Genomic DNA, 26,635 nt, shown 5'->3' with positions numbered 1-26,635 from the left:
CAAATCATTCAAAGGAGCTTCACAGATGGATAAAGTTAAGATCATCGAGGCGAAGGAAAGTCTTCTCGCCGACAATGACAAGGACGCGGACAGACTCCGCGGGGAAATGAAACAGCAGGGAACGTATTACGTCAATCTCATGTCTTCCCCCGGTTCCGGGAAGACTTCAAGCCTGAAGCAGATCATCGCAAGGATGAAGGACCGTTTCAGAATCGGCGTCATGGAGGCGGACATCGACAGTGATGTCGATGCGAGGACGATTGCCGCATCCGGCGTTGACGCGATCCAGATCCATACGGGCGGCATGTGCCACCTTGATGCGGACATGTCGCGCCAGGGTCTTTCCGCGATCGGGTCGGAGAAGCTCGATCTGGTTTTCCTCGAGAACGTCGGCAACCTGGTCTGCCCGGCAGAGTTCGATACCGGCGCGGATCTCAACGTTGTCATCCTGTCCGTTCCGGAGGGAGACGACAAACCGCTGAAATATCCGCTGATGTTTGAGAAGGCGGATGCGGTTCTGATCAACAAGATCGATGCGATGGAGTGCTTCGACTTCAGCCTGGATCAGGTGAAGACAAACATCCATCTCAGGAAGCCATCCGTTCCGGTCTTCCCTGTCAGTGCTGCAACCGGAGAAGGGTTTGAGGCCTTCTGCAGCTGGCTGTCCGGTCAGATACAGGCGCAAAAGGAGGGCGCAGAACAGTCATGAGCAAGGTTCGTGTAATCGATGTCCATACGGGCATCTTTGATGAAAACAACAGGATTGCGGACGAAATCCGCCGGCAGAATCAGGCTGATCAGACCTTTCTGGTCAACATCATGGCATCCCCGGGCGCCGGAAAGACATCGGTCCTGCTCCGCACCATCCGCGAGCTGAAAAAGCAGTATCGGATCGGCGTCATGGAAGCGGATATCGACTATGCCATCGATGCCGAGAAGATGGAGTGCGAGGGTATCCCCTCCATCCAGGTTCACACCGGCGGCGAATGCGCCATGGATGCCGCTATGACAAAGCAGGCACTTTTCGAATTTTCATCGAAGGATTTCGATCTGATTTTTCTGGAGAATGTCGGAAATCTTGTCTGCCCGGCAGAGAATGACACCGGCGCCAGTGTCAACGTTGAGATTCTCTCCGTTCCCGAGGGCGATGACAAGCCCCTCAAATATCCGCTGATGTTCCAGGTCTGCCAGGTTGTCTTGATCAATAAAATCGACACAAAGAAATTCTTCGCCTTTGACGATGAGGCTGTGACGGCAAGGATCCACGCCCTGAATCCGGACGCGAAGATCTTCTTCCTCTCTGCGAAGACCGGCGAAGGCTTTGACCAGTGGACAGACTGGCTGAAGGCGCAGCTTGAGTCCCGCGGCTGAGTCTGACGGCCCAAAGAAGCTATCTTCAGAAGCTATCTTCAATAAGACGCCCGCCCTGCCTTCCGGCAGGGCGGGCGTCTGTTCTGTTATTTAATCCTTTTAATCTTTTCCAAGCTTCGAGCGGACGATCTTTACGCCTCTTGAGATGGCGTACTTTCCAATCTGTCCGAACTTCTGCTCGGCCTTGTACATGTCGGAGGCTGCCGGCACATCCCTCGTCAGATGAATCGCGTCGAAGTTGCACTTCGTCGTACACAGGCCGCAGCCGATGCAGCGGTTGTCGTCGACCGTCGTTGCCCCGCAGCCCAGACATCTGGCGGCCTCGGTCTTCACCTGCTCTTCTGTCAGCGGGATTCTCAGATCCTCAAAGGTCTGCGTCGCGATGCCGGCCTTGTGCCCCGGAATCTGGCGCTTTGCATTGTCGAAGCCTTCCACCTCGATATCATCCCGGTCAAGCTCGATGAACGCCCGCAGGTCGCGGTTGATGGTGAGCGACTGCCCCGGGTGGACAAACCGGTTGATGGACACCATTCCCTCGCGGCCGTCCGCAATCGCGTCGATCGCAAACCGCGCGCCGTGGTACACGTCGCCGCCCACAAAGATATCCGGCTCCGCCGTCTGAAGCGTCACCTTGTCCGCCCTGGCGGTTCCATTTCCGTTCAGCTCAACCCTGGTGCCCTTCAGCAAATCCCCCCAGATCACCGACTGTCCGATTGAGAGCAGCACGTTCTCGCACTCAAGCGTGATGGTCTCATTCTCGTCATAGGACGGATTGAAATGCTTCTGGCTGTCAAAGACAGCTGTGCACTTTTTGAACGTGATGCCGCAGACCTTCCCGTCCTTCGTCAGGATCTCCTTCGGTCCCCAGCTGTTCTTCACATCGATGCCTTCCGATCTGGCCTCCTCGACTTCCTCCCTGGACGCCCGCATCTCATCCGGCGCCTCGAGGCAGAGCATCGTCACCTTGTCAGATCCGGCGCGGACGGCCGTCCGAGCGACATCGACCGCGACATTGCCGCCGCCGATGACCACCGTGCGCCCCGACAGGCGGATGGAATGGTCGTGGTTGATTCTTCTGAGAAAATCGACGCCGGTCTCGACGCCTTCCGCGTCCTCACCCGGCACGCCGGTTTTTCTGCCGCCCTGCATCCCGATGGCGAGGAAGAATGCCTTGTAGCCCTCCTCCCGGAGTTTCTGGATCGTCGTATCCTTTCCGACCTCCACACCGCACTCAAACTCCACGCCCATCTGACGCAGAACATCAATCTCCGCATCCAGCACATCCTTCTCCAGACGGAAGCTCGGGATGCCATAGGTCAGCATACCGCCCGGCGCCTTCTCCTTCTCAAAGACAGTGACCGGATAGCCTTCCCTTCTGAGGAAGTAGGCAGCCGACATCCCGGCGGGACCTGCCCCGATCACGGCGACCTTCTGCGGGAAGAACTTGCCCTCGCCGTTTTCGCACAGCGGCACATAGCGGCTCTCCGCCTTCAGCTCCTGCGCCGCCAGGAACTTCTTGATCTCATCGATCGCCAGCGGCTGGTCGATGGTCCCTCTCGTGCAGCGGTCCTCGCAGCGCCTGTTGCAGACAGACCCGCAGACCGCCGGGAACGGATTGTCCTGCTTGATCAGCTTCAGCGCATCCAGATAACGCCCCTCTGCAGCCATTTTGATGTAGCCCTGGACGGACAGATGCACCGGACAGGCCGTCTTGCAGGGCGATGTGCCGGTCTCATAGCAGTTGATCTTCGAGGTTTCCCGGTAGTTGTAGTTCCAGTGCTCCGGTCCCCAGCTCTTCGCATCCGGGAGCTCCGTCACCGGATAGGTGACATCCCCGTGTTTCGTGCAGAGCTTCTGTCCCAGCTTCGCGGCGCCGACCGGACATACCTCCACGCATTTGCCGCAGGCGACACACTTTGTCTTGTCGACATGCGCACGGTATGCGGATGCCGACATGTTCGGGGTGTTGTACAGCTGCGAGGTCCGGATTGCGTTGCAGACGCCCGGCGCGCAGTTGCACAGACCGACAATCTTGTCGGAGCCGTCGATGTTCGTGATCTGATGGACATAGCCCTTGCGCTCCGCCCGCTGTACGATCTCCATCGCCTCGTCGTAGGTGATGTACCGTCCCATGTGGCGGTCAACGCTGTACTCTGCCAGATCGCCGAGGCCGATGCAGTATTCGCCCTCGATCTCCCCGCTGCCCTCTCCGCGCATCCGCTGCTGCTTTCTGCAGGTGCAGATGCCGACGGAAAGCTTGTCATACTTCTTCAGCCAGTGAGAAATGAACTCAACGGACACAGACCGGTTGTCCGCCTGGATGGCTTCCTCAACCGGGATGACATGCATCCCGATCCCGGCGCCTCCGGGCGGCACCATCTGGGTGATTCCCCCGAGAGGCAGCTGAGTCATCAGATTGAAGAACGTCGCCAGCTCCGGATGCTCCGTCGTCAGCTGATCGTTCATCATCATGAACTCCGCGATGCCCGGCACAAAGATCGGCAGGTCGTACATCTTCTCATGGGGCTCCTCCTTGCGGCGGACAGACTCCAGAAAACCGTAGACGCAGAGGTGGATGCACATCTCCTTTGCTTCCCCGTTCGTCATACGGTTCATCTTCGCGAGCTGATCGACCGAATACGGAACCCGGGTCTTTTTAAAGGACAGCAGGAAGCTGGCCTCTTCCTTCGTCAGGATTCTGTCCAGCATCCAGTACTCCGGATCCTTTGTGTTCAACGTATGGGTAAACTTTTTGGCATAGCGGTCGGTGATGATGGTCGCAAGCTTCAGGATCATCTTCTCCTTCTCCTTGTCGACGGGCTTCCCATCCTCGTCCGGCCAGAAATCGTGCTCGTTGATCATCGGATCGCCGACCTTCCATGCCGCCATCCGCTCTTTGTTCTTCGGATCATCGCTGATCATATCTGTACACTCCTTTTCCACACATCTCACTCAGACGCTCATATGCCCTTCCACAAAGCCCGAGGTCCTTTTTTCAGTCAGGACCTCCCCCGGCGGCGGCGTCCCACCGCCTCACAGCACTGCAAAGCCAGGGGCATCCGGCATTCAGTCAGAAGAATCTGCCGACGATGTCACGTGAGGATGCGCAAGTATCCTCCATATCGCCGAAGGAGAGAATCTCCCCCGCATAGTACGTCCCGCGTCTGCCCTGCAGCGCGTCCAGCCTGTCATACCAGCCGGCTGCGTAATCCTCAGGCGTTACATGCGGGCAGTAGTAGGTCTCCTGCTCAAGCAGCCGTTTCTGCACAGGGAACCCGCAGATCGCCATATCGTCCGTCATCTTCCGGATCGTCTCGTCATACGGCACATCCTCGTCTCCGGCATGGTTCCGGAGCGCATACACCGAGCACGGGCAGTTGTCGGTCAGATCCTTCCACCGATGATAGTATACCATCGCATGGCCTCTCCGTTCAGGTGTCATGTTGTCGAAAATATAGCCGGAAATCGTCGGGCCGTCATTCGGCCGGAACGTTGCGAGGAAGTCGACGTACTCCTCATGCCGGATCTTTGTGAACAGGGTGTGCTCGTCCTCGTCCGCATCCGCATAGGTCAGGAAATGATCGAGCGGGGTCGTGATGATCAGCCTGTCGAACACTTCTGTCCGCTCGGTTCCATCCTGGCGCACCGTCACATAGACCTTCCCGTCATCCGGACGCTCCACCTTCACGACCTCCGTGTTCAGGTGAACCGGGTTCTCCAGCTTTCTGTTGACTGCCTCGTAGATGCTCTGGGTCCCGTCCTTCCAGGTCCAGAGCCGCATCGCAATGAACTCGATGGCCGTCGTCGTATCGAGATACTTCATGACATAGGCAGCCGGGATTTCATCGAAGAACCCATATCCGAAGGAGGTAAAGGGTGCAATCCAGATCTTCTGGACATCCTCGACCCCGTTCTTTCTGCAGAATTCGTCAAATGGAAGCGCCAGGTCCTTCAAGTTCGGGTTCACACCGCTGACCCTGTGGAGCGCCCGGCTTTCTTCCTTGGAAAGACCGGAATACCGCCCCTTCGCCACGCCGACATGGCCATACAGATCATAGCCCTTGTACTTCGTGTCCATGATCTTCACGAGCTTCTTCATCTGGCTCTTCATCCGCAGGAGCCCGGCTAGCTTGCCTAGGGAAAATTCCTTCTGAGGGTCAAACGGGAAGATTTCCTGCCCGTCCGCATTCCTGTACATCCGGCGCATCTCAGGGCCGTCGTGATCGATTCCCGCAAACCGCTCCAGCTCATGTACCGCGTAGTAGGTCTTCGCACCCATGATCGCGCCCATCTCATAGGCGCGGCTTTCGCCGTTCACCTCGAATCTGGGCGACCAGGCCTTGCCTCCGACCTTATTCAGCTTCTCATAGATCTCGACCTGGTGATATCCCTTTTTCTGGAGATACATGGCGGCGGAGACACCCGCCGGCCCGCCTCCGATGATGCAGATCCGCTCCTTGTGATCGTTCCCAGCACGTTCCATTCTGCCGCCTCCTTATTTCTTCTGCATCTCACGGATCTTCGCGAACACAGCCTGCAGTACGATGAAGAGCATCAGCAGAAAGGCTGTCACGATGTTCGCCCAGGAGGCGAGCAGATGTCCGTTGAATTTGACAAGTGACGAGATTGTTCCGTTGATCAGCACGCCAAAGACGGAGCCGATGATCGTGCCGACACCGCCGGTCAGAAGCGTCCCGCCGATGACCGCGGAGGATATGGCGCTCATTTCCATGCCGACCGCCTGCGTCGTGGTGCCGCACATCGTGTTCAGAACGTAGCAGAAGCCGCCGATGCTGGTCAGCACACTGGAGAGCACGTACGCCCGAAGCTGCGTCTTCTTGACATCCAGCCCCATCAGGGTCGCGCTGACCTGGTTTCCGCCGACCGCATACAGACTGCGTCCGAAGCGGGTCTTGCGCAGCATGAAGCCGGTCAGCAGGACAACAATCAGCGCGATGATCACGGAAATCCGGATAAACGGAGCCACATACATGCCTTTCGGGTTTGTGTATCCGCCGAACGGAAGCGTGATCTTCAGGCTGGACAGCTTCGTGAACGTCTCATCCGTGACAGAGATCTGATGAACATCCAGAACGGCCGTCATGCCTCTTGCGAAGAACATACCGGCCATCGTGATGATGAACGGCTGGATCTCCAGGTACGCGATGCAGAAGCCCTGGACAAGCCCGAACAAAACACCCACTGCCAGGATAAACAGAATCAACGCCCATGCCGGCCACATCCAGCGGGTGACACCGACTGCGATGATCATGCAGTCCATCGCGACCAGAGAACCGACGGAGATGTCGATCCCGCCGGTCAGCATGACGCAGGTCATGCCGCAGGTCACGCAGATCAGTCCTGCGTTGTTGATCAGGATATTCAGAAATGTCTGAAAATGCGTAAAGCCTTTGCTTCCGTAGATGACAATGCCTGCTATATACATCACGACGAACAGCAGGATCGTGATCAGAAGCAGCACATTGACGCTTCTCTTCTTATTCATGTTATGCCGCCTCCTTCACTGCTTTTCTTGCCGCGCGCGCCGCGAAGAAATCCTTCACCGGCTGCGCCTGGATGACAACGATGATCAGAACCACGACTGCCTTGAAGACCGGTGCCTGTGCCGGATCCACACCGAGCGCGTACATGGTCGTCGTGATGGCCTGGATGGTGTAGGCCCCGATCAGGGATCCCGCCAGCGAGAACTTGCCACCGGCAAGGCTGTTTCCGCCAAGCGCGACAGAAAGGATCGCATCCAGTTCCATGTTCAGACCGATGTTGTTCGTATCAGCCGAGTAGATGCGGGAGGTCGCAACCATCCCTGCAAGTCCCGCGCACAGACCGCAGATCACGTAGGCCAGAAAGATAATCCGCGCCGAATTGAAGCCTGCAATCCGGGCCGCTTTCTTGTTGATGCCCACAGACTGCACATAGGTTCCGAGCGCCGTGAACTTCAGAAGCAGCGTCATGATCGTGATGCAGATGGCGACAACCAGAATCGGTGTCGGAAGAAAACCGATGTAGCCGCCGATGACACGGAAGGACGGAACACGGATATAGACATACTGGCTGTTGCAGAGCAGAAGCCCGATCGCCCGGCCGGCCGACCAGAGAATCAGCGTGGCCACCATGGGCTGAATGTTCAGGTAGGCGACGAAGAAGCCGTTGATCACGCCGCACAGGACACAGACCATGATCCCGAGAAGGATGCCGACAATCAGCGGCCTTGCATAGGTGCTGGTGTTTGTGACCCCGAAGCCTGCAAGCGTCACGCAGCAGACCGCGGAATAGAGCGCCATGACCGAGCCGACGGAAATATCGGTTCCGGCCGACGCCGACACGACGATCGTCATTCCAATGGCCAGAATTGCGATCTCGCTGCCGCGATTCAGAACATCAATCAGTCTTCCATAGAGGACACCGTTCTTCACCGTGATGTAGAAGAATGAGAATGGCGCGCTGCCGGTCGCCGTATCGTAGATGACGTTGATCAGCATGACCAGAATCATACTGACGATCGGCAGAAACAGCTTTCTGTGCGTCAGTGCTTTCAGTTTACTCATTTCTCCGCACCTCCTGCAATTGCATCCATGACCGACATCTGGTTCATATCGCGTCCTTCAATCTCTCCGACCTTCGCCCCGTCTCTCAGGACAACCATCCGGTTGCAGGTACGAAGCATCTCCTCAATCTCCGAGGATATGAAAATCAGACTCTTTCCTTCCTTCGCCAGCTGAATGACCAGCTTCTGAATCTCCGTCTTTGTCCCGATGTCGATGCCTCGCGTCGGCTCGTCCAGAATCAGGAAATCACAGTTTGTCGCAAGCCACCGGGCAAGGATGACTTTCTGCTGGTTCCCGCCCGACAGCTGTTTGACGAGCGTCTCACGGCTTGCCGTCTTGATCTCAAGCAGCTTGATGTACTTGTCCGCGATCTCAATCTGCTTCTGCATCGGAATCTTTTTGAAGATCCCGGCCTTCGCCTGGATCGCAAGGCAGATATTCTCCCGGACCGACAGGTCCCCGATGATTCCCTCGACCTTGCGGTCATCCGGGAGCATGCCCATGCCGAGCATCATGGAATCAATCGGCGCCTTGATCTTCGAAGGCTTCCCGTTGATGCTGATGCTTCCGGTGGAGGCTCTGTCCGCGCCGTAGATGACACGGGCCATCTCGCTTCGCCCGGACCCGAGAAGTCCTGTCAGACCGATCACCTCGCCCTTGTGAATGGTCAGGTCAAACGGCTTGATCGTCCCGGTATGACTCAGTCCCTTTGCCTCGAGATAAACCGGAGCCTTCGACTTGTCCTCGGTGCTGTCTGTCTTGATGGCGGCCAGATCATCGAAGTCCTTTCCAAGCATAGCCGCAACAAGGCGCACCCTCGGCAGCTCCGCCACCGTATAGGAACCGACCAGGCGTCCATTTCTGAGAACCGTGATGGAATCGCAGACCTCATAGACCTGTTCCAGGAAATGCGTGACAAAGATGATGCCGACGCCTTTCTTCTTCAGCGCGCGCATCATCGTGAACAGCTTCTCAACCTCCTGGTCATCGAGCGAGGAAGTCGGCTCATCCAGGATCAGAACCTTCGAGTCCATATCCACCGCACGGGCGATGGCCACCATCTCCTGGAGCGCGATCGAATAGTCCTCCAGCTTCCTGCGCACATCAACCGGAAGATTCAGGCTCTTCATCAGCTCCTCCGCCCGCTTGTTCATCGCGCGGCGGTCGACTGTATGGAACTTTGTCATCGGCTCCCGCCCGATAAACAGATTCTCCGCGACCGACAGATTCGGGCATAGGTTGACCTCCTGGTACACGGTTGAGATCCCCTTCTTCTGGGCATCCAGCGTGTCCTTGTTGACAATCGCCCCGTCTATCCCCTCCAGATGAATCTCCCCCGCTTCAAATTTGTTGACGCCTGTCAGGCATTTGATCAGAGTCGATTTCCCGGCGCCATTCTCGCCCATCAGCGCCATGATCTCCCCTTTTCGCAGCGTGAAGTCTACATGATCGAGCGCCTTGACACCCGGAAATGTCATGCAGATTCCTCTCATCGTCAGTATTACATTGTCTTCCATTCCACTCCTCCTGCTGTCCTGCCTGCAGCCGCCCTCGGTGAACACGTCTCCGCCTTCATCCCCGATGCTGAACGGTCGCCTTCAAAAAGAAGGGGAGAAAAGCCTTCTCAGGTTTTCTCCCCTCCTGCCGGCTGGATCAAAGCCCCTGCCTGCTTAAGCTTTCATCAATATGCGCGCTTGTCAAGGATATCCTTGGTGATCTCTGTTGCGAACTCGGACTTGATACCAGGAGCGTTGAAGGCCTCATCCTTGATCAGGGTCTTCTTCTCATAGTCTTCCTTGTTCTGGATCTTCTGAATGACATCAGAAACGGTCTGTGCCTGGATCGGGTTGCACTCGACGTCGAGGTTGAACTTTCCATCCAGCGTGTACTGAAGTCCGTCATGGGTTGCGTCATAGGAAATGAGCGTCACGTCGCCGTCTACACCGTAGGTGATGCCTGCCGCATCCATCGCATCCATCGCGCCGTATGCTTCGTTATCGTTCTGGCAGACCACTACATTGAACTTGCCCTCATAACTCTTGATGAAGGACTCCATGACCTGCTGGCCGCCGTCCTGTGTGAAGTCGCCGGACTGGCTGTCCAGGATCTTCCAGTTGTCATGCTTGTCAACTTCCTCCTGGAAGCCCTCTGTTCTTCCGATTGCCGCAGAAGCACCGACAGAACCCTCGATCTGAAGGATGTTCGCTTCCTTGTCGCCAAGCTGCTCCCCGAGCCACTTTCCTGCCGTCACGCCCTCATCGTGCGGAGCGGTTCCGACCCATGCGGTGTACAGAGACTCGTCTGCGTCGATCTCACGGTCAGCGATGATCACCGGAATGCCGGCATCCTGTGCTTCCTGAAGGACGGTGTCCCAGCCTGCAGACTGGATCGGAGCGATGATGATGTAGTCCAGCCCCTCCTGGATGAAGTTGCGGACTGCCTCGATCTGTTTTGCGTGGTCGTTGTCGCAGTCAACCAGCTCCAGAGAGTAACCATTGTCCTCTGTGAAGGTATCCTGATAGTTCTTCGTGTTGGCTGTACGCCAGTCCGATTCGTGTCCGACCTGCGCATAACCGACCTTGATCAGGTCTGCTGCGTTGGCTGTCATCGCCATTCCCATTGCAGCTGCTCCGATGACTGCGATTGCGAGTAACTTTTTCATGTCTTTTCCTCCATCTGTGAAACAATCGGTTGTTTTTTGGAAGAACACCCTCTGTCCTTCCGTTCATGTACAATTATATAAACATCTCCTGTTATCTCAATATGAATCTGGCATTTTTCATAAGAATCAGCTTGTTTAACAATACATATTTGCGCTATTATGTGATCAATAAAGTACATATTCTCCGGACAGTGGTCCCTGGCCGGGTGATTTTTTAAGATTTGCCCCAGGAAGGGGTACTTTCTTACGATCCGAAGCTGACAGGCGGATGCAGGGTTATCCGTCAAAAGATCGAAAGCGAATGAAAAGGGGAATAATTTCTTATGACAGATGGTGTCTGTGCTGAAAATCTTCCCATTTTGGGGAAGTCCTGCAGGCTGTCTTCACAGAGAAAAGGGAAAAAATGATGCAAAATACAGATCACAGTCACCGAAAAGGCCTGAAATATCAGGAATTGTATGACGCACTCTGCGGACAGATTCCGGACCTGTTAAAAAAAGGAACGGCATTCTTCACGCAGCTGCAGATCCAGGAGCGCTATGGCGTCAGCCGTCAGACGGTTCTGCGGGCGCTCCGCCTGATGGAGGCAGACGGACTGATTGTCAGTCGCAGAGGAAGCGGCACCATTCTGACGGGTCTTCTTCCGGAAGCGGAGAAAAACCAGGTTGTCCTGCTTCTGTCCTCTGGCAGCTCCTACACCTACCCATCCCTCATCAGCGATGTGTCCTCTGTCCTGCGCGCCGCCCGCTACAGCATCTCCGTCTGCCTCTCGCATGGAAGCCTCAGGGAGGAGCGGAAAATCCTGACCCGGCTTTGCGGCGATCCGCCGCGCGGCCTGATTCTGGAGTGCTGCCACAGCGCCCTCCCGACTCCGAACGCAGACCTGATCGGGTCGCTGTCTGCCCGAAAAACCGCGATTGCCGTCATCGGAGGTGTCTGTCCGAATCTCACCGGACTCGTTTCTGTACGTGAAGATGATCTGAACGCGGGCCAGACGCTGTGCAGGTATTTTCTCAGACGCGGGCACCGGCAGCTTGGAGGGATCTTTCTGTCCGACACAGTCCGCGGCCAGGAGCGCTACTATGGCTTTGTCTGTTCCATGAAGGAGGCCGGGTATCTCCCGCTTCCAGAGGATATTCTCTGGCTGACCGGAGATACCTTCACAGATATCGAGGAGAAGGAGCCGCGGCACCTGCTGGCAGTCCTTCAGTACTTTCTGATGCAGCGGGCGCACAGCCTGACCGGAATCCTCTGCCAGAACGACCTGGTTGCCTGGTATCTCGAGCGTGCCTGCCGCGCCGCCGGCATCCGTGTCCCGGAGGACCTGAGCATCGGCAGCTTCGACGGAAGCTACCTGAGCCAGGCAGGCAGCGTCAGTCTCGTATCGATGGCGCACGAAAAGCACGAGCCCGGGCAGACTGCTGCCCGGACTCTGATCCGCGCTATGAGCGGGCAGCGCAGCCTTCCGGCCTCTCTCCCGTGGACCCTCCAGCCCGGGAAAAGCATCCGGGCGATTTAGAGATTCAGGCAACGGGACTGCTGCTCTGCCGGTATTCCCTCGGCGTCATCCCCTGCGTCTTTCGGAAGACAAAGCTGAAATAATGCGCATCCTTGTACCCGATCTGCGGTGCGATCTGGGATGAGCGCAGGGTCGTCGTGCGCAGCAGCTCCTTCGCCCTCTCCATCCGCGCCGCCGTCACATACTCGATGAAGGTCTGCTTCATCTGCTGGCTGAAGATGGCGCTGAAATAATTCGGGCTGACGCCGCACTCACCGGCCGCACTGTTCAGTGACAGACTCTCCTCCGCATAGTGCGCCGCGACATAAGCCTTCGCCCGGTCGATCAGTCCGCCGTTGCGCTCGGTCTCCCGCTGCTGCCTCAGCCTGATGGCGCCTTCCAGAAGACGCCTTGTGTACGCACAGATGTCCTCCGGGCTCGTGAGTGTCCGCAGCTCCGCAGCACTGCTCCCCGGCAGCTCGTCTCTGTCAAACCCAATCGATTCCACGAACGCGATGACGGTAAACTGCAGGTTTAAAAGCAGATAGTCCCTGAAGATACGGGAGGACAGAATCTCCGACACGCTTGAGATATAAGTCTGTGCGAACTCTTCCGCCTCGTCCAGGCTTCCCTGCTCCAGAAAGCCGCGCACAATCGCCGGATTCACCTTGTTGACATCGATGGCTTCCAGCTGGCTGCTGTCCCTTCCGTCCAGCATCACTTCCGCCATCTCTCTCGTCAGGATATGCTCCTCCGGGCTCAGAAAGCGCAGAGAGAAAACCCGGTTCAGATCCCGGTAGCAGTCCTTCAGCTGGCTGAAGCGCTCCACACTCTGCCCCGCACACGCATACCACCGGCCAGCCGGTTTCCCCTCCGTGCAGGCCCGCTCGATTTCAGCGATCGCAGCCTTTGTGCAGGCGTCCACACCCGCCCGGTCTCCGCGGACCAGCGCGCCGAACGAGTCGATTGTCCAGTGGAAGTAGAAAAACTGAGTGTATCTCAGAAAATACTGGCTGAGCACCTCCCTTGCGTGGTCCATGCCGTCACTGAGACTGAAGAACAGCAGATTGTAGCAAGGGCTGTCCAGCTCCAGTCCGAGGCGCCCAGCCTGGCTGTACATTTCCTCGAAGGTGAGCTTGCCCTTGAAGACACTCTCAAAGAAGACACGGCGGTAGAACTGCTCATACTCCTGCCGCTCCGCGCGGTACTGCTGGAGATACTTCTCCTGCTCCAGCCCCTGGTCCAGCTTCTTTCTCTCCTCCTCAAGCGCACTCTCCATCGTCTTCCGGGTGACGGGCTTTGACAGATACCGGTCCACGCCCTCGGATATGGCCCGGCGCGCATATTCGAAATCATCATAGCCACTGATGATGATCACCCGGATCTTCGGGTTTTCCTGATGGGCCATGTGACACAGTGTCAGCCCGTCCATGAACGGCATCCGGATATCTGTGATCAGCAGATCCGGTTTTGTCCGCCGGATCCCTGCAAGCGCCAGCTCTCCATCTCCCGCTTCCCCTGCAAACTCGAATCCGTGCTGCTCCCATGGGATATTGTCCCTGAGCCCCTCGCGCACCACCCGCTCATCTTCCGCCAGAAATACCTTCCACATGCTTCCCTCTTTCGCTTCCTTCTCAAGTCCCGCCGGCCATTCAGTACCGCCGGTCCGGCAGATACCGTGCGACATTCTCCTGCGTGAAAACCTTCTCGTCGACCGGATTGGAGCGCGGCACGCTTTCGCCCTTCTCCAGCTTCCTGATCAGTCTGTCCACATACGGTCCGAGCAGAGGACTGCACTCGATGTCCGCATTGATCTTTCCATCCTGCACCAGCTCCAGCGCCTTCTTCACGGAGTCAAAGGAAATGACTGTCACCTGTCCATCCTTCCCGTAGGTCACACCGGCCTCGTCCATCGCCTCCATCGCCCCGAATGTCATATCGTCATTCTGCGATACAAGAACATCAATCCGGTCAAAGCTTTTCAGATAGTGCGCCATGACCTCCTTGCCCCGCGCTGTCGTGAATTCCGCATCCTGACACGCCAGAATGTGCCAGTTCGGATGCTTTTTCGCGACTTCCTCAAAGCCCTTTGACCGTCCGACCTGGGCGGAGGAGCGGGCGGTTCCCTGCAGCACAACAAGGTTGATGTCCGCATCCGCCCGGCCGCTCTTCTCAAGATCCTCCTCCAGCCATTTTCCCGCGCGGACTCCCTCCGCGGTCATGTCACCCCCGACCCAGGCTGTGTACAGACGGTCATCCTTCACATCGACCGACCGATCAGAGACGATGACCGGAATCCCGGCATCCCTCGCCTCCCCGAGGACAGTGTCCCAGCCATCCTCCGTCACCGGTGAAAAAACAATATAGTCCACCTGCTGGGAAATGAAGCTCCGGATTGCCTTGATCTGGTTTTCCTGCTTCTGCCGTGCGTTTTCAAACAGAAAGAAATATCCGTTCTCCGGGCTGAAAGTTTCCTGAAAGGACTGTGTGTTCGCCGTCCTCCAGGCGGACTCGCTTCCGATCTGCGAGTATCCCACTATGATCTGGCTGCTGCCCGGCTCATGTTCCGTGTCTGTCTGCCGCACAGCCGGCTGCGGCCTGAACACGCAGCCCGTCAGCGCAGCGCACAGGGAGACCATGGCAAGCAGGACGGCAGCCATTTCTCCTCGTTTCATGAGAGCGCCTCCTCTCCCGGCTTTCCGGCATCGAGCGCCGGCAGCCGGACCGTCACAACCGTACCCTTTCCCTGGACAGAATCGATGCTGAGTCCATAGGGCTTCCCATAATTCATGCGGATCCGCTCACTGACATTCGCCATCCCATAGCCACTCTCGGTCTGGGAGCTGGGCCTCGTAACCTCCTCCTGAAGCTTCCGAAGCTCCTCCCCGCTCATCCCGACGCCATCATCCTTTACCCTGAAGCACATCTGATTTCCGTCCTCCATCTTCCCTGTGATGATCAGCCTTCCGAGCGACCGCCGGTGCTTGATGCCGTGATAAAGCGCATTCTCGACAAGCGGCTGGAGCGTCATTTTCGGAATTCCGTAGGGATACAGCGCCGGGTCGATCGCAATCTCATAGGAAAGCAGGTCACTGTAGCGGTACCGCTGGATCTGCAGATAGCTCAGGATGTGCTGTTCCTCCTCCCGAACCGTGATGATCTCCCGTCCGCGGCTGAGCACCAGCTTGAAAAAGGTCGAAAGCGACATGATCATATCCTCGGCATCGTCGTACTTCCCGCCCTCGATCAGCCAGACAATCGTATCAAGCGTATTATATAGGAAATGCGGATTGATCTGCTCCTGGAGAAGCCGGAGCTCCTGCCACCGCATCCGCCGCTCATCCTCCTTGATCTGGCGGACCATGATGTCCAGATGTCTGGCCATGTCGTTGACTGAGTCCGAGAGCGCCGCGATCTCATCTTTTCCGCCGGTATCCGCAGCCCTGGCCTCAAAATCCCCCTGCGCGATCCTGGACGTGACCTGCACGAGCTCCTCCAGCGGTCTTGTGATGCTTCGGACGATGCGCGCGCCCCAGGCCAGGACCGCAAGGATCAAAGCCGCCAGCAGAATACCTGAAAAAACCATCATGTTCCGGACGGCGGCATTGAGTCCTTCCTTCAGCCCCTCGATGCTCCGTGTCTGGTAGTAGATGTAATACTGGATGTCATCCTGGATCAGCTCGGTCAGGATATAGATATTGTTGTCGAGCATGTCCAGGTTTTCCTGGTAACTGCCGCCCTTCGCCAGACTGTCCCTGATATCGTCCAGCCGCTCCTTCAGCGTGTTGATATTGCGCAGCAGACTGCCGAGCCACTGCCGGCTCTGGCTGTCTGTCGTGATGCCCTCTAGCCGCTTGAAATCATGCCTCAGTTCATCGATCTGTGCATAAGGATCCGCCATCGTGCTGTCATCCTCAAGCGCCTCTTCCATCGGAAGCCCCCGGACCACCAGCTTGTAGATACTCTCGTCCAGTTCATTTCTGAAGTCGAGGTTGTAGCTTCCGGCAACCGTCAGGTTCGAGACAATCTCGTCATACGCTCCGGCATAGCTGTGCAGCGCGATCAGAAGATAGACAGACATCGCTGTCAGCGGCACACCGATCAGCAGAAACAAGCCGGTCAGCCGCTTCCTGATCCCGTGCCTGCCCGGCGTCTTCTGTTTTTTTCCTGCTCTCTCCATCAATCTGCTCCGTCCATTCAGGAAGCATTTTCCATCCCCGGGACATCGTCAATCCTTCCATCCTTCGCCACAGCCACATCCCTGCATGAAACAACACTTTTTGCTCCCGGTTCTGGTTTGTCTGCACTGCCCGCTCTTACCTGGCAAGCGCCTCCGCCATCAGGCGGAGCGCGTCCTCCCGGGCAGCCTTCCGCACCTCGTTCCGGCTTCCCTGATAGTGATGCTCCTCCACCGTCACCTGCCCTCTGTAGCAGCAGCCCAGGAAAACGAGTCCGACAGAATGGTCATCCGGGCCGGACGGCGGACCGGCATACCCCGTCGCCGCCAGGCAAAGCGCGGCATGTGCCTGCCGCGCGCCGCCAAGCGCCATCTCCTGCGCCGTCTGGGCGCTGACGGCTGTGTACGTCTCAAGCGTCTGGCGGCTTACCCCCACCATCTCATGCTTGGCCTCGTCGCAGTAGGTCACGTAAGCGCGTTTCATCACGTCAGAAGCTCCCGGAATATCTGCAATTCTTGCTGCGATCAGACCGGCTGTCAGCGATTCCACAGTCGTGACCGTCTCCCCACGCTGTCTCAGAATGTCCAGAAATTTACCGAGCGCGTCATCGCTCATTCCGGGTCTCCGTTCTGCATTGATTTCATCTTGCATCCCACTCTGACAGTCACGGCATAATCCGTCCTGCCGCCGGCTGATTTCAGAAGCTCCCTGGCCGTTTTCCATCTCTCTCATCTCCCGCTTCCTGGGCAATCCCGACCTTCTCCCGGTTTTTCTCCGGTCGTTTCGTCATCCATTTCTCAATAAAACGCATTATCTGTCATGTTATCATTCAGAAATTGTTCATGCAAGTCTTCCGTCACCCCGGCCGATACAGCGCAAAGCAATCCGTCATGCATCTTCTCGCGCGGTTACGGCCGTTCCCTCTGCCGATACAGCGCATCGTCCGGAGGCTTCCAGCGCCCGGGCTGACGACCGCACATGTCATCACAAGTCATCATCACTTGCCATCATATGGAAAAAAGTGCCCGATCATGGTAGAATATCCCGCGGTTTCAATCGTCTGCTGCAGAAAAAGGAGAAATGTTTCATGTGTGCCGTCATCGCTGAAAAGATGGAGTTTTTCGGAAAGAACCATGTCATGATTCCCTGGCACGAAAGTGTTAAGGATGAATCCGTTCCGATCAAAAAAGCCAGTATCAAGGATCGTGCAACGCTGATCGGCCGCGCCGGGATGATTGAGCTTTCCTGCGGGACAGGAGCCTGGCGTGTCAGGGATTCGATGAACATCCTCGGCCGTGTCATCGGCGTCGCCGTCACCGCAGACGTCGGGCTGACTTCCATCAACTTCTCCGTTTCCGATAACGACCAGTTTTATTCCGAGAGCCTGACGCTCACGGGTACAGGCGTCAACACCGAAAAGCTCATGCAGATGGAAAGCTTCATGGATGAGATGGTGCTCCACGACGGCAACTACACACTCGGGGAAGTCCATCGGATGCTGGACGAGATCGACAAAGCGCCCCAGCACTGGGGCAATGTCAGCGCAGGTCTTGCTTCCGGTCTTGCCTGCAGCTCCTTCACCTTCCTGCTCGGGGGTGGCCTGACCGAGATGGCCGGCGCCTTTGTCGGCGCAGCCATCGGGCACTATGTCCGCAAGAAGATGCTCGGCAAAAGGCTGCAGCTGGTACTCGCAATCTGCACAAGTGTCGCGGCAGCCTGTCTCTCCTACGAGCTGGTGTTCCTGCTGCTGCGTTTCCTGTTCCACGTCGAAACCTCCCACGAAGCCGGATACATCGGTTCCATGCTGTTCATCATCCCCGGTTTCCCGCTGATCACAAGCGGTCTCGATATGGCAAAGCAGGACATGCGGTCCGGCCTTGAGCGCCTCGGGCACGCCCTGGTAATCATCGTATCCGGAACGATGACCGGCTGGCTGGTGGCATACTTCATGAACATTCAGCCAGGCAACTTCCTGCCGCTCGGGCTCAGCCCTCTGACGCTGTTCCTGCTCCGGCTTCCGGCCTCCTTCTGCGGCGTGTTCGGTTTCTCGACGATGTACAACAGCAGTCCGAAGATGTCCGCAACAGCAGGCCTGATCGGCATGATTTCCAATACCCTCCGTCTCGAGCTCATCGACCTGTTCGGGATTCCAGGCGCGGCAGCCGCCTTCATCGACGCGCTGGTCTCCGGTCTTATCGCTTCGAAGGTGCACCACAAGCTCGGATATCCCCGTATCGCGCTGACCGTCCCCTCGATCGTCATCATGGTGCCCGGGATGTTCATGTACAAGTCGGTGTATTATCTCGGAACCGGCGCCCTTTCCGTCGGCATGGGCTGGATGACCAAGGCCATCCTGATGGTTGTCTGCATGCCGCTCGGCCTGCTCTTCGCCCGCGTCCTGACCGATAGAAGATGGCGGTACGACAACTGATGGTATCGATCAGAGAGTCTGAAGCTGATTGTTTCTCACATCCGGCCTCCTTCTGATCCTACCTCATGATGGGCATCCTTGCCTTCGGTTATACCCTTCCCTCTATCAGGCAGATTCGGGACTTTCACCCGTTAGAAGCATGCACTGCCAGATATACTTCAAAAGCTCCTGCTCACCGGTTTTCACCAGCTGAGCAGGAGCTCATTTATGATTACGCGCGTTTTCGCTGCTTCGCAGCTCTCACCGCGCTGCCACTTTCAGGGTTCTCTTCGTTTGTGCATATCCATTGACTGAATCATGTATAATGATCGTATTCGGAAGAAAGACGAAATATGCTATAGAAAGGGTATATAGTCAATCCATATGACAAACCAGAAACAGACAGATATCCTGCATGAAAAATACAAAAAGCTCAGAGAGATTCTGGCCTCCTACGGAAGCGTGGCGGTGGCCTTCTCTTCCGGCGTGGACTCGACATTTCTGCTGGACACCGCTGTAGACGTGCTCGGAGACAAGGCGGCAGCCGTGACGGCCGTGTCCTGTTCATTTCCAAAACGGGAGCGTGACGAGGCAAAGGAATACTGCAGGGCTCATGGCATCCGGCACTATATCGTGGAGTCGGAGGAGCTCGACATCGACGGCTTCCGCCACAATCCGGTGAACCGCTGCTATCTCTGCAAAAAAGAACTGTTCACGAAGCTGAAGGATCTGACCGCCCGTGAGGGCATCCGCGAGATTGCGGAAGGTTCCAATCTGGACGACAATGGGGACTACCGGCCGGGGCTTCTGGCAGTCGCAGAGCTTGGAATCCGAAGCCCGCTGAGAGAAGCCGGACTTGGGAAGGAAGAGATTCGGCTTTTGTCGAAGGAGCGGGCTCTCCCGACCTGGGACAAGCCCTCATACGCCTGCCTGTCCTCGCGCTTTGTCTACGGCGAGGAGATTACCGAGAAGAAACTGGCGATGGTGGACCGGGCAGAACAGCTGCTCATCGATCTCGGGTTTCGCCAGGTCAGGGTCCGGATCCATGAAAATCTGGCTCGGATTGAGGTCCTGCCGGATGAAATTGCCCGGTTTTCGGATGAGTCGCTGCGGCGCAGCGTATACGAACAGCTACATGGGTTCGGCTTTGCTTATGTAACCCTCGACCTGATGGGATACCGTACAGGAAGCATGAACGAGGTTCTGGACAGCCGGCAGGCTGCATCTGCAATCAGAACGTGAGGCTAAGCGGGATGGATGAAAAAGAACTTAGGGCACTCCTATCTTCAGTTCAGGACGGTTCGACAGATGTCGATGAGGCTCTTCTGAAGCTGCGCATGAAACCGTTCGATGACCTTGGCTACGCAAAGGTTGATCTGCAGCGCGGGGTGCGGACTGGCACGGCTGAAGTGATCTTCGGAGCCGGAAAAACAGCGGAGCAGATCACGGGTATCGCCGGATCGATGCTGGAGAATGGCCAGAAAACCATCCTGGTCACGCGGCTTGACAGAGAAAAGGCCGAGCAGCTCAGGGTCCAGGCGGCAGGCAGATGGCAGGCAGAATTCTCCTACAATGAAAGCGGAAGAATCGCTGTGATCGGAAGCTGTCCGAAGCCTGACGGAATCGGCCGGATCCTGGTCATGACAGCCGGGACCTCCGACGTCCCGGTTGCCGAGGAAGCTGTCGTCACAGCCGAGGCACTTGGAAATGAGGTTGTCCGCATCTACGATGCCGGTGTCGCGGGTCTTCACCGGCTGCTTGCGCACCTTCCGGAGATTATGGACGCAACCGTTATCATCACGATCGCGGGGATGGAAGGGGCTCTTCCGGCTGTCGTGACAGGGCTTGCGGACTGTCCGGTCATCGCGGTTCCGACCAGCGTCGGATATGGCACCTCCTTCCATGGTGTCTCAGCGCTGCTCTCCATGCTGAACTGCTGCGCCAGCGGAATGTGTGTCGAGAACATCGACAATGGCTTTGGCGCAGCCTATTTTGCAAGCATGATCAATCACCTCAAAGGATACGGGGAGGCAGAGCAATGAAAGTTCTCTATCTTGACCTTGGAATGGGCGCCGCAGGCGATATGCTCTCCGCGGCGCTTTTTGAACTGCTCTCCGGAAAAGAGCAGGAAGACTATCTGTCCGCGATGAATCATCTCGGGCTTGACGGCGTGTCGGTTCAGGCTGAACGCTCGGAGAAGTGCGGCATCACCGGAACGCATATGGCAGTCCTCGTGGATGGCAGCGAGGAGGCGGATATCCCTGCCCATGTTCGTGACGGCCAGGGCAGGCATGAACATGGCCACATACAAACAGAGCCCCATCCCTATTCCTTCGCATGTGCTCATAACACCGAACATGTACACGATCATGTACCTGATCATGATCATGCACATCATCACCATGCCCTGGCTGAGATTCACGAGGCCATCTGGAACCTGAACCTCCCGGATACTGTGAAAACAGATGCGCAGCAGGTCTACCGCCTGCTGGCGGAGGCTGAAAGCCACGCGCACGGCGTGGAGGTAGAGCAGATTCATTTTCATGAGGTTGGAGAGAAGGATGCGATTGCCGATATTGTCTCCGTCTGCCTTCTGATGCGGATGATCCGTCCGGACAAGGTGATCGCCTCCCCGGCAGCGACAGGCACCGGCACCGTGCGATGCGCCCATGGCCTGCTCCCGGTGCCGGCGCCAGCCACAGCTTACATTCTGAAAAAGATGCAGATTCCCTGCCTCGCCGGGACAGAGGACGGTGAGCTTCTGACCCCGACAGGAGCCGCACTGACCGGCTTTTTCGCAGATGCATTCGGAACGATGCCGGAAATGACCCTCGATGGCATCGGCTACGGTATGGGAAAGAAGGACTTCAGCCGGGCGAACTGTGTTCGTGCGCTGCTCGGGCAGACAGCGAGCGAAGAAGACAAGTTGGACGGCGCCCGCGACGAGATATCCGAACTGTCCTGCAATCTCGATGACATGACACCGGAGGATCTGTCCTTCGCGGTGGACCGGCTTTTTGAAGCCGGCGCCCTCGATGTATTCACAACCCCGGCCGGTATGAAAAAAAGCAGACCGGGCGTCATCCTGAGCGCCCTCTGCCACAGAGAACAGAAAGCTTCTGTCATCAAAGCGTTTTTTGCGTATACGACAACACTTGGTATCCGGGAAAAGATCTGCCAGCGCTACATCATGAAATCCGGCTTTGAAACGGTCACGCTCTCAGAAGCGGACTTCGGAAGACCGGTGCATGAAGGCAGCCAAAGATCCACCGTCATCCCCGTTAAAAAATCGGAAGGGTACGGAGCGGTGCGGCTGAAGCCGGAATACGACCCAATCGCAGCAGCAGCGAAACAGTTTGGCTTACCAGTTGCGGAAATCCGCCGGAAAGCCCTGGAACGCTGCGGAGAACCGGACAAAACCATACTGAAAGGAGTTTCTTCGTGTCAGAAGAATCACTGAATACCGCACCACACAACCATTCCGATGGCGAATTTCATACACACAGTCATGGAAGCGGCACGCCGGATACCGCCTCCAGCCATACACATGAGCACTCTCACTCCCACACCCACTCTCCGGCCGAGATGCGGAAGATTGTAAACCGCCTCTCGAGATCGATCGGGCACCTGGAAGCCGTGAAGCGGATGATCGAAAGCGGACAGGACTGCTCGGATGTTCTGATCCAGCTGGCTGCCGTGAGGGCAGAGATCAACAACGCCGGCAAGGCGCTCCTCAAAGAGCATCTGGAGCACTGCATCGTGGAGGCTGTGGAGGAGCAGGACAAGGAATCGATCGAGAAAGTCAATAAAGCCATCGACCAGTTTATCCGATGATAAAACGACCGCCCTGGCCTGAAAGCCAGAGCGGTCGTTCTAAATCCTGACTCTGATTCTAAAAATCTTCGGTTTCCTCATTCTCAGCTGTTTTTATACCCGTGTTTTTTCCTGAGAAGCAGAATTGCTATGATCAGGACAAGTCCTACTGCCATTGCCAGATTATATATAATCAGATTTGTATCATCTCCTGTCTTTGGCGAACTGGAATTTTTCTGTACGCTCGTTGAAGGAGTTGTAGATGCCTTATCCGGTTCAGATGCCTCTGTGCCTTGTGTCTGTCCAATCTTCTCCCACTTCGCCGTATAGATCACATCACAATTGACTGTGTCACTGATCTTCGGAGACCACCCCTTGAAGGCGTAGCCATCTCTCTTGGGTGTTCCATTGAAATCAGGCGTCTTCTGTCCATTTTCCACTGTATAGGTTTGATCTTTGAAAAGGCTTCCGCCTGCACCATCCTTATACGTAACAGAATAAACTTTGATCCATTTTGCGTAAACCCTGTTGCCATTCTCCTGAAGACGATCAACCAAAACCTTTTGCAAGGGTTCTGTTTCACAGCTCTTGTCAAGATACCAGCCTTTGAATTTGTATCCTGCCGGTACTGCACACAATGAGCTGATATCTGCCAGAGTGATTTTGCTATTGTTCTTCAACGCAAACACTGTCTCATATGTCTTGCCATCCACGTGAATACCAAACTGTTCAAAATTGAAATCATAGGTCAGCTTTGTTGTCTTTTCTTCTATCCCCCACTGTGCCGTAAATGTCATCCCGCCAAATGCCATAGGTGCAGATGCATTCGGGTAGTACAGTCTGCCATCACCACTGGATTTCCAGCCTAGGAAAACCATTCCCACCGGAGCCGTAATGTCATCTGCCGGGGCAACCGTTACACCGGCATTCTCGTAATATTTCTCGTCATCGAAAGGACATGCACCACTGCCACCGTTCAGATCATACTGCACACACCATGCATCAATGCTTCTCCACTCTGCTTTCAGAACAATGTTTTCAGTCACGCCGGACTCAAAGCTGTACGGCCTGCCTCCTAGTGTCCATCCAAGGAAGATATGTCCTTCATATGTCGGTTCCTCCGGCTTTGCAACAGTCGCACCATACCGGACATTTGTAATTTTTTCGACAGATGAGCCCTTCCCCGTATCAAACGTAACCGTATACGTTTTTGGAACCCACTTTGCATACAGATCCAGTTCATACGCCGGCATTGTCGAATTGAAATCAAATGGTTTTGTATATTCGGAATCCGTATACCAGCCGGCAAATACAAACTCCTCGTTTCCCTGCTTAATGGCCGTCTGATTCGCAATGTACGCTGATGGATTGAACTGGCTCAGAGAATCCTCATACAAAACATTCTGATCTTCCACTTTCGGGCCGCCTCCTGTGTGAAAAATCAGCGGATAATTGTTTCGTTTATAATAAATCCGAATCGGATTGTCCGGCCCGTTATACATGTGTTGCGTGCCGTCTGCGTTCATTGCAAGGTGGAGATTTTTGCTGGGATATCTAAACCACACCCTTGCACCGTTTCCACTTTTTAATAAAGCATAATGTCCATCTGAATGCTCCATTATAGGAGTAAAACCGGTAAAATCAGAGGTGGTAACATCAATACAACCAAACGTACCGCTGGTAAAATATCCATCGACTTGCAGATAATATGTTCTCGTGTCTCCATCTGCTCTGATCGATTGATTCAAAGCTGTAGTTTTTCCATCAGGTGCCTTTCCATGCAGTGTTTCAAGGAAAAATTTATAATAAGAATTGGATTTTCCAAGTCCCTGAATAAACAATGCAGCATTTTTACTGGGCATGGAGCTTAATTGCGAAGCACTCTCCACAAATTCAACACCACCACTTGGTAAATAATAGAAGAACCTGTGACTTCCATCAAACAGTTCATCCTCACGCCTATTAGAGAAAACTTCGTCCCAGAAATTGGCAAGGCTGGAAGAATATTTCACCTGTTCATAGCTTAATTGGGTAGATTTTCCGTTCGCTAAGGGAATCACTATCGACAGGTCATATTTTTTACATTGATAATACACGTCAAAAACTGTTGAACCATCCGGAGCTATTTCATGAGTAATTGTTTTCTCATTGTTTATCTCATATGCCTGGGCAGACAACCCATAAGGTTCCGTGAAAATCAAGTTTTCATTAAATGTTGCTGCCTCGCCGGTAACTCCCTTCCTGCTTTCAACTGCCAGGAATTTATAGTCCCATGTGCCGTCTCCCACTCCAGTTCCGGGTTCCTTCTGATATTCAATCCAGTATCTGACCGTATATTCGGTGTCGGAGGCAGGTTTGTATCCCGCATACAAGGTGAGAGGCTTCGTCACTTCTTGTGTAAAATCATACGGTTTGCTCAGATCCTGGTCTGCATACCATTGATCAAAAACATACCCCTGCTTTACCGGATTTGTTTCCGGCTTCTTTACCTGCCTGTCCGTTCCTTCTGCATTTCTGGAGATAAATTGTCTTGCAATAGAGGATTCGCTGTTGGTCTGGAAATCAACCCAGTAGCCTTCCTTCAGAATCGGATAGAGCTTTACGGATTCCATTCCAACGGTAAAGGATCCTGACACATCTACTGTGCCTCCCTGTACCGTACTCCATCCATCCTGACACTCAGTAAGCGGCTGTACCTGTACTAACGGCGTATCTGCGGCAATGGTTACCGTGGAATTCGGTGTCACTGGCTGACTTTTGATCAGGTTGTCATACTGATCATAATAGTAAAGATAGATCGCGTCCTGATAGTTGGCGTGCAGCTGTATCTTTGCACCGTCCTGAGCAACGTTTCCTATTACTCCAAAGCCATCGAAGGTATTATTCGAACTGTCTTTCCACCCGGAAAAGACTTTCCCGTTCAGAGTTTCTGGTACTTTCGGTTCAAGAAGGGTATCGCCTTTTTTTACCGTCTGCGACGAAACCAGCTTTCCGTCTGAGTTATAGAATTCATAGGTTTCCGTAGGGATGTTGGCTTCACCGGTTCCAACAATAGCATACACTGAAAAACTGCCTGCCGAGAATTGTGCGGAAGCACCGGTAACACGGTTGACTGAATCCACCGTTTCTGCTGTACCATCATCCGTTATGTGAATAACTTCATGGCTGTCCCCTTCAACTGCGTTTTCTGCATGCAGCCCGATCTGAACTTGCTTTCCATCAGCTGGCTCGATCTCCACCCCACTCGGACCAATGAATGAAATGTCAACAGCCGCTGCATCAACAACATGCCCTTCAAACAATGGCTCTGCTGCCTGAATTGCTGTATCAGCAGACACCGGCGTAATTCTGACAGAAGTACCATCCGGAAAAACCCCTGCTGCGGCATGTACAGTTACCGTTATCTGATTTATAGTCATCTTCGTTACATCAATCGCAGGCATCGAGAGATCGCTTTTTGCGTCTGACTGCTCATGGCTTGCTTTTTCGATGCTCTCTTCCGATGACTTGTCCCTCACAGCCGACTCTTCTTTCACCGGCGTTTCCTTCTGATCGGCCTGCCCGGTTGTCTGCGAGACTTCTGACTCTGCAGGAGAAACAGCATTCTGTGTACTTTTTGAATCAGCGGTTTCATCAGACACCTCTCCTGAAGCCACACTCTCCGCCTCTGTTTTTTCTGAATCCGGACTGTCCATTGCAGACTTTTCTTCTGTTTGCTGAGTATCAACTGGTTTTTGTACATCCGGGCTCTGAGATTCTGATACTGCTTCCTCGGAGGTTTCTGTCTGCTGAACAGGAACTGACTCATCAGCACTGGCATTGACCGGCATTCCCGTGACAAGCATCAGGCAACTCAACAACACTGCCATAGCTGAACTACAGATACTTTTTGGTTTACGTTTCATCTTCCTCCGTCCTTCTTGAATTGCCCTCTCAATACGCCATTAAACTCCCTGATCAGAGAATTGATGCATGTTCAGAAGCACAATGAGAAAAACAATGTTTCCGGACATCTACCTAGCTAATTAGTGTCTGCTGATTAATTAAATGACGCTATAAAATATGGTTTTTATCATCATATATGTTATAATGAATGCAAAGATATTTTAACTATTGCTGTTTATCTTTGCATTTAAG

The 26,635-nt window shown here is 55.0% G+C and carries 19 protein-coding genes; 8 read left to right on the top strand and 11 right to left on the bottom strand.

Annotated features, from left to right (window positions below):
• The first annotated feature begins 25 nt into the window (after positions 1 to 25).
• Positions 26 to 709, top strand: a complete 684-nt coding sequence (hypB, locus tag ACTQ1N_RS05975) for a hydrogenase nickel incorporation protein HypB (protein ID WP_154521544.1) — start codon at positions 26 to 28, stop codon at positions 707 to 709.
• The gene (gene hypB, locus ACTQ1N_RS05970; protein ID WP_441955581.1) at positions 706 to 1,371 is read left to right on the top strand and encodes a hydrogenase nickel incorporation protein HypB; all 666 of its coding nucleotides are present in this window, start codon (positions 706 to 708) and stop codon (positions 1,369 to 1,371) included. Before hypB (ACTQ1N_RS05975) ends, hypB (ACTQ1N_RS05970) begins: the two co-directional genes overlap by 4 nt.
• Positions 1,372 to 1,470: 99 nt before the next feature.
• Here the strand turns inward: hypB (ACTQ1N_RS05970) and ACTQ1N_RS05965 are convergent, their stop codons facing one another.
• The 6 genes from ACTQ1N_RS05965 to ACTQ1N_RS05940 form a co-directional block, all read right to left on the bottom strand.
• Positions 1,471 to 4,233, bottom strand: coding sequence for an FAD-dependent oxidoreductase (locus ACTQ1N_RS05965; RefSeq protein ID WP_441955707.1), 2,763 nt, complete (start codon positions 4,231 to 4,233; stop codon positions 1,471 to 1,473).
• Positions 4,234 to 4,441: 208 nt separating this feature from the next.
• Complete coding sequence (locus ACTQ1N_RS05960) at positions 4,442 to 5,854, bottom strand: FAD-dependent oxidoreductase (RefSeq protein WP_441955579.1); 1,413 nt, start codon at positions 5,852 to 5,854, stop codon at positions 4,442 to 4,444.
• Positions 5,855 to 5,866: 12 nt separating this feature from the next.
• Complete coding sequence (locus ACTQ1N_RS05955) at positions 5,867 to 6,877, bottom strand: ABC transporter permease subunit (protein WP_154521552.1); 1,011 nt, start codon at positions 6,875 to 6,877, stop codon at positions 5,867 to 5,869.
• A gap of 1 nt (position 6,878) precedes the next feature.
• Complete coding sequence (locus ACTQ1N_RS05950) at positions 6,879 to 7,937, bottom strand: ABC transporter permease (protein WP_441955577.1); 1,059 nt, start codon at positions 7,935 to 7,937, stop codon at positions 6,879 to 6,881.
• A complete protein-coding gene (locus tag ACTQ1N_RS05945; protein WP_441955575.1) occupies positions 7,934 to 9,454 on the bottom strand; it encodes a sugar ABC transporter ATP-binding protein in 1,521 nt (506 codons plus the stop codon). The genes ACTQ1N_RS05950 and ACTQ1N_RS05945 overlap by 4 nt, the downstream gene beginning before the upstream one ends.
• Before the next feature lie 164 nt (positions 9,455 to 9,618).
• Entirely contained in the window at positions 9,619 to 10,599 is a 981-nt protein-coding gene (locus ACTQ1N_RS05940; RefSeq protein WP_154521561.1) for an ABC transporter substrate-binding protein, read from the bottom strand.
• 403 nt (positions 10,600 to 11,002) lie between these two features.
• Here ACTQ1N_RS05940 and ACTQ1N_RS05935 point away from each other — a divergent pair, with 403 nt between their 5' ends.
• Positions 11,003 to 12,118, top strand: a complete 1,116-nt coding sequence (locus ACTQ1N_RS05935) for a GntR family transcriptional regulator (RefSeq protein WP_441955572.1) — start codon at positions 11,003 to 11,005, stop codon at positions 12,116 to 12,118.
• Between the two features lie 4 nt (positions 12,119 to 12,122).
• Here the strand turns inward: ACTQ1N_RS05935 and ACTQ1N_RS05930 are convergent, their stop codons facing one another.
• The 4 genes from ACTQ1N_RS05930 to ACTQ1N_RS05915 form a co-directional block, all read right to left on the bottom strand.
• Positions 12,123 to 13,709 carry a response regulator transcription factor gene (locus tag ACTQ1N_RS05930; protein WP_441955570.1) on the bottom strand — a complete coding sequence of 529 codons (1,587 nt, stop codon included), beginning with the start codon at positions 13,707 to 13,709 and terminating at the stop codon, positions 12,123 to 12,125.
• 40 nt (positions 13,710 to 13,749) lie between these two features.
• Positions 13,750 to 14,772: an ABC transporter substrate-binding protein gene (locus ACTQ1N_RS05925; RefSeq protein WP_441955568.1), complete on the bottom strand. Its 1,023-nt coding sequence runs from the start codon at positions 14,770 to 14,772 to the stop codon at positions 13,750 to 13,752.
• Complete coding sequence (locus ACTQ1N_RS05920; protein ID WP_441955566.1) at positions 14,769 to 16,277, bottom strand: sensor histidine kinase; 1,509 nt, start codon at positions 16,275 to 16,277, stop codon at positions 14,769 to 14,771. The genes ACTQ1N_RS05925 and ACTQ1N_RS05920 overlap by 4 nt, the downstream gene beginning before the upstream one ends.
• A 136-nt stretch (positions 16,278 to 16,413) precedes the next feature.
• A complete protein-coding gene (locus ACTQ1N_RS05915) occupies positions 16,414 to 16,890 on the bottom strand; it encodes a CinA family protein (protein WP_441955564.1) in 477 nt (158 codons plus the stop codon).
• Positions 16,891 to 17,362: 472 nt separating this feature from the next.
• Here ACTQ1N_RS05915 and ACTQ1N_RS05910 point away from each other — a divergent pair, with 472 nt between their 5' ends.
• The 5 genes from ACTQ1N_RS05910 (at position 17,363) to ACTQ1N_RS05890 (ending at position 22,519) form a co-directional block, all read left to right on the top strand.
• Positions 17,363 to 18,706, top strand: a complete 1,344-nt coding sequence (locus tag ACTQ1N_RS05910) for a threonine/serine ThrE exporter family protein (RefSeq protein WP_441955562.1) — start codon at positions 17,363 to 17,365, stop codon at positions 18,704 to 18,706.
• A 363-nt stretch (positions 18,707 to 19,069) separates the two neighbouring features.
• The gene (gene larE / locus ACTQ1N_RS05905) at positions 19,070 to 19,927 is read left to right on the top strand and encodes an ATP-dependent sacrificial sulfur transferase LarE (protein ID WP_441955560.1); all 858 of its coding nucleotides are present in this window, start codon (positions 19,070 to 19,072) and stop codon (positions 19,925 to 19,927) included.
• A gap of 11 nt (positions 19,928 to 19,938) precedes the next feature.
• A complete protein-coding gene (gene larB, locus ACTQ1N_RS05900; protein WP_441955558.1) occupies positions 19,939 to 20,727 on the top strand; it encodes a nickel pincer cofactor biosynthesis protein LarB in 789 nt (262 codons plus the stop codon).
• Positions 20,724 to 22,145: a nickel pincer cofactor biosynthesis protein LarC gene (gene larC, locus ACTQ1N_RS05895; RefSeq protein WP_441955556.1), complete on the top strand. Its 1,422-nt coding sequence runs from the start codon at positions 20,724 to 20,726 to the stop codon at positions 22,143 to 22,145. The genes larB and larC overlap by 4 nt, the downstream gene beginning before the upstream one ends.
• Positions 22,127 to 22,519: a metal-sensing transcriptional repressor gene (locus tag ACTQ1N_RS05890; protein ID WP_441955554.1), complete on the top strand. Its 393-nt coding sequence runs from the start codon at positions 22,127 to 22,129 to the stop codon at positions 22,517 to 22,519. The genes larC and ACTQ1N_RS05890 overlap by 19 nt, the downstream gene beginning before the upstream one ends.
• Positions 22,520 to 22,602: 83 nt before the next feature.
• Here the strand turns inward: ACTQ1N_RS05890 and ACTQ1N_RS05885 are convergent, their stop codons facing one another.
• Positions 22,603 to 26,403: an InlB B-repeat-containing protein gene (locus ACTQ1N_RS05885; protein WP_441955552.1), complete on the bottom strand. Its 3,801-nt coding sequence runs from the start codon at positions 26,401 to 26,403 to the stop codon at positions 22,603 to 22,605.
• Positions 26,404 to 26,635 lie beyond the last annotated feature (232 nt).

It is taken from the genome of Porcincola sp. LCP21S3_C12, from assembly GCF_052118625.1.
GTDB lineage: Bacteria > Bacillota > Clostridia > Lachnospirales > Lachnospiraceae > Porcincola.
The sequence above is the reverse complement of the archived record's forward strand: the minus strand, read 5'-3'. Positions and strand labels throughout refer to the sequence as shown.

Excerpts from the sequence above, each read along its gene's own strand:
- hypB (WP_154521544.1), top strand. The coding sequence starts at position 26 with ATGGATAAAGTTAAGATCATCGAGGCGAAGGAAAGTCTTCTCGCCGAC.
- hypB (WP_441955581.1), top strand. The coding sequence starts at position 706 with ATGAGCAAGGTTCGTGTAATCGATGTCCATACGGGCATCTTTGATGAA.
- ACTQ1N_RS05965 (WP_441955707.1), bottom strand. The coding sequence starts at position 4,233 with ATGATCAACGAGCACGATTTCTGGCCGGACGAGGATGGGAAGCCCGTC.
- ACTQ1N_RS05960 (WP_441955579.1), bottom strand. The coding sequence starts at position 5,854 with ATGGAACGTGCTGGGAACGATCACAAGGAGCGGATCTGCATCATCGGA.
- ACTQ1N_RS05955 (WP_154521552.1), bottom strand. The coding sequence starts at position 6,877 with ATGAATAAGAAGAGAAGCGTCAATGTGCTGCTTCTGATCACGATCCTG.
- ACTQ1N_RS05950 (WP_441955577.1), bottom strand. The coding sequence starts at position 7,937 with ATGAGTAAACTGAAAGCACTGACGCACAGAAAGCTGTTTCTGCCGATC.
- ACTQ1N_RS05945 (WP_441955575.1), bottom strand. The coding sequence starts at position 9,454 with ATGGAAGACAATGTAATACTGACGATGAGAGGAATCTGCATGACATTT.
- ACTQ1N_RS05940 (WP_154521561.1), bottom strand. The coding sequence starts at position 10,599 with ATGAAAAAGTTACTCGCAATCGCAGTCATCGGAGCAGCTGCAATGGGA.
- ACTQ1N_RS05935 (WP_441955572.1), top strand. The coding sequence starts at position 11,003 with ATGATGCAAAATACAGATCACAGTCACCGAAAAGGCCTGAAATATCAG.
- ACTQ1N_RS05930 (WP_441955570.1), bottom strand. The coding sequence starts at position 13,709 with ATGTGGAAGGTATTTCTGGCGGAAGATGAGCGGGTGGTGCGCGAGGGG.
- ACTQ1N_RS05925 (WP_441955568.1), bottom strand. The coding sequence starts at position 14,772 with ATGAAACGAGGAGAAATGGCTGCCGTCCTGCTTGCCATGGTCTCCCTG.
- ACTQ1N_RS05920 (WP_441955566.1), bottom strand. The coding sequence starts at position 16,277 with ATGGAGAGAGCAGGAAAAAAACAGAAGACGCCGGGCAGGCACGGGATC.
- ACTQ1N_RS05915 (WP_441955564.1), bottom strand. The coding sequence starts at position 16,890 with ATGAGCGATGACGCGCTCGGTAAATTTCTGGACATTCTGAGACAGCGT.
- ACTQ1N_RS05910 (WP_441955562.1), top strand. The coding sequence starts at position 17,363 with ATGTGTGCCGTCATCGCTGAAAAGATGGAGTTTTTCGGAAAGAACCAT.
- larE (WP_441955560.1), top strand. The coding sequence starts at position 19,070 with ATGACAAACCAGAAACAGACAGATATCCTGCATGAAAAATACAAAAAG.
- larB (WP_441955558.1), top strand. The coding sequence starts at position 19,939 with ATGGATGAAAAAGAACTTAGGGCACTCCTATCTTCAGTTCAGGACGGT.
- larC (WP_441955556.1), top strand. The coding sequence starts at position 20,724 with ATGAAAGTTCTCTATCTTGACCTTGGAATGGGCGCCGCAGGCGATATG.
- ACTQ1N_RS05885 (WP_441955552.1), bottom strand. The coding sequence starts at position 26,403 with ATGAAACGTAAACCAAAAAGTATCTGTAGTTCAGCTATGGCAGTGTTG.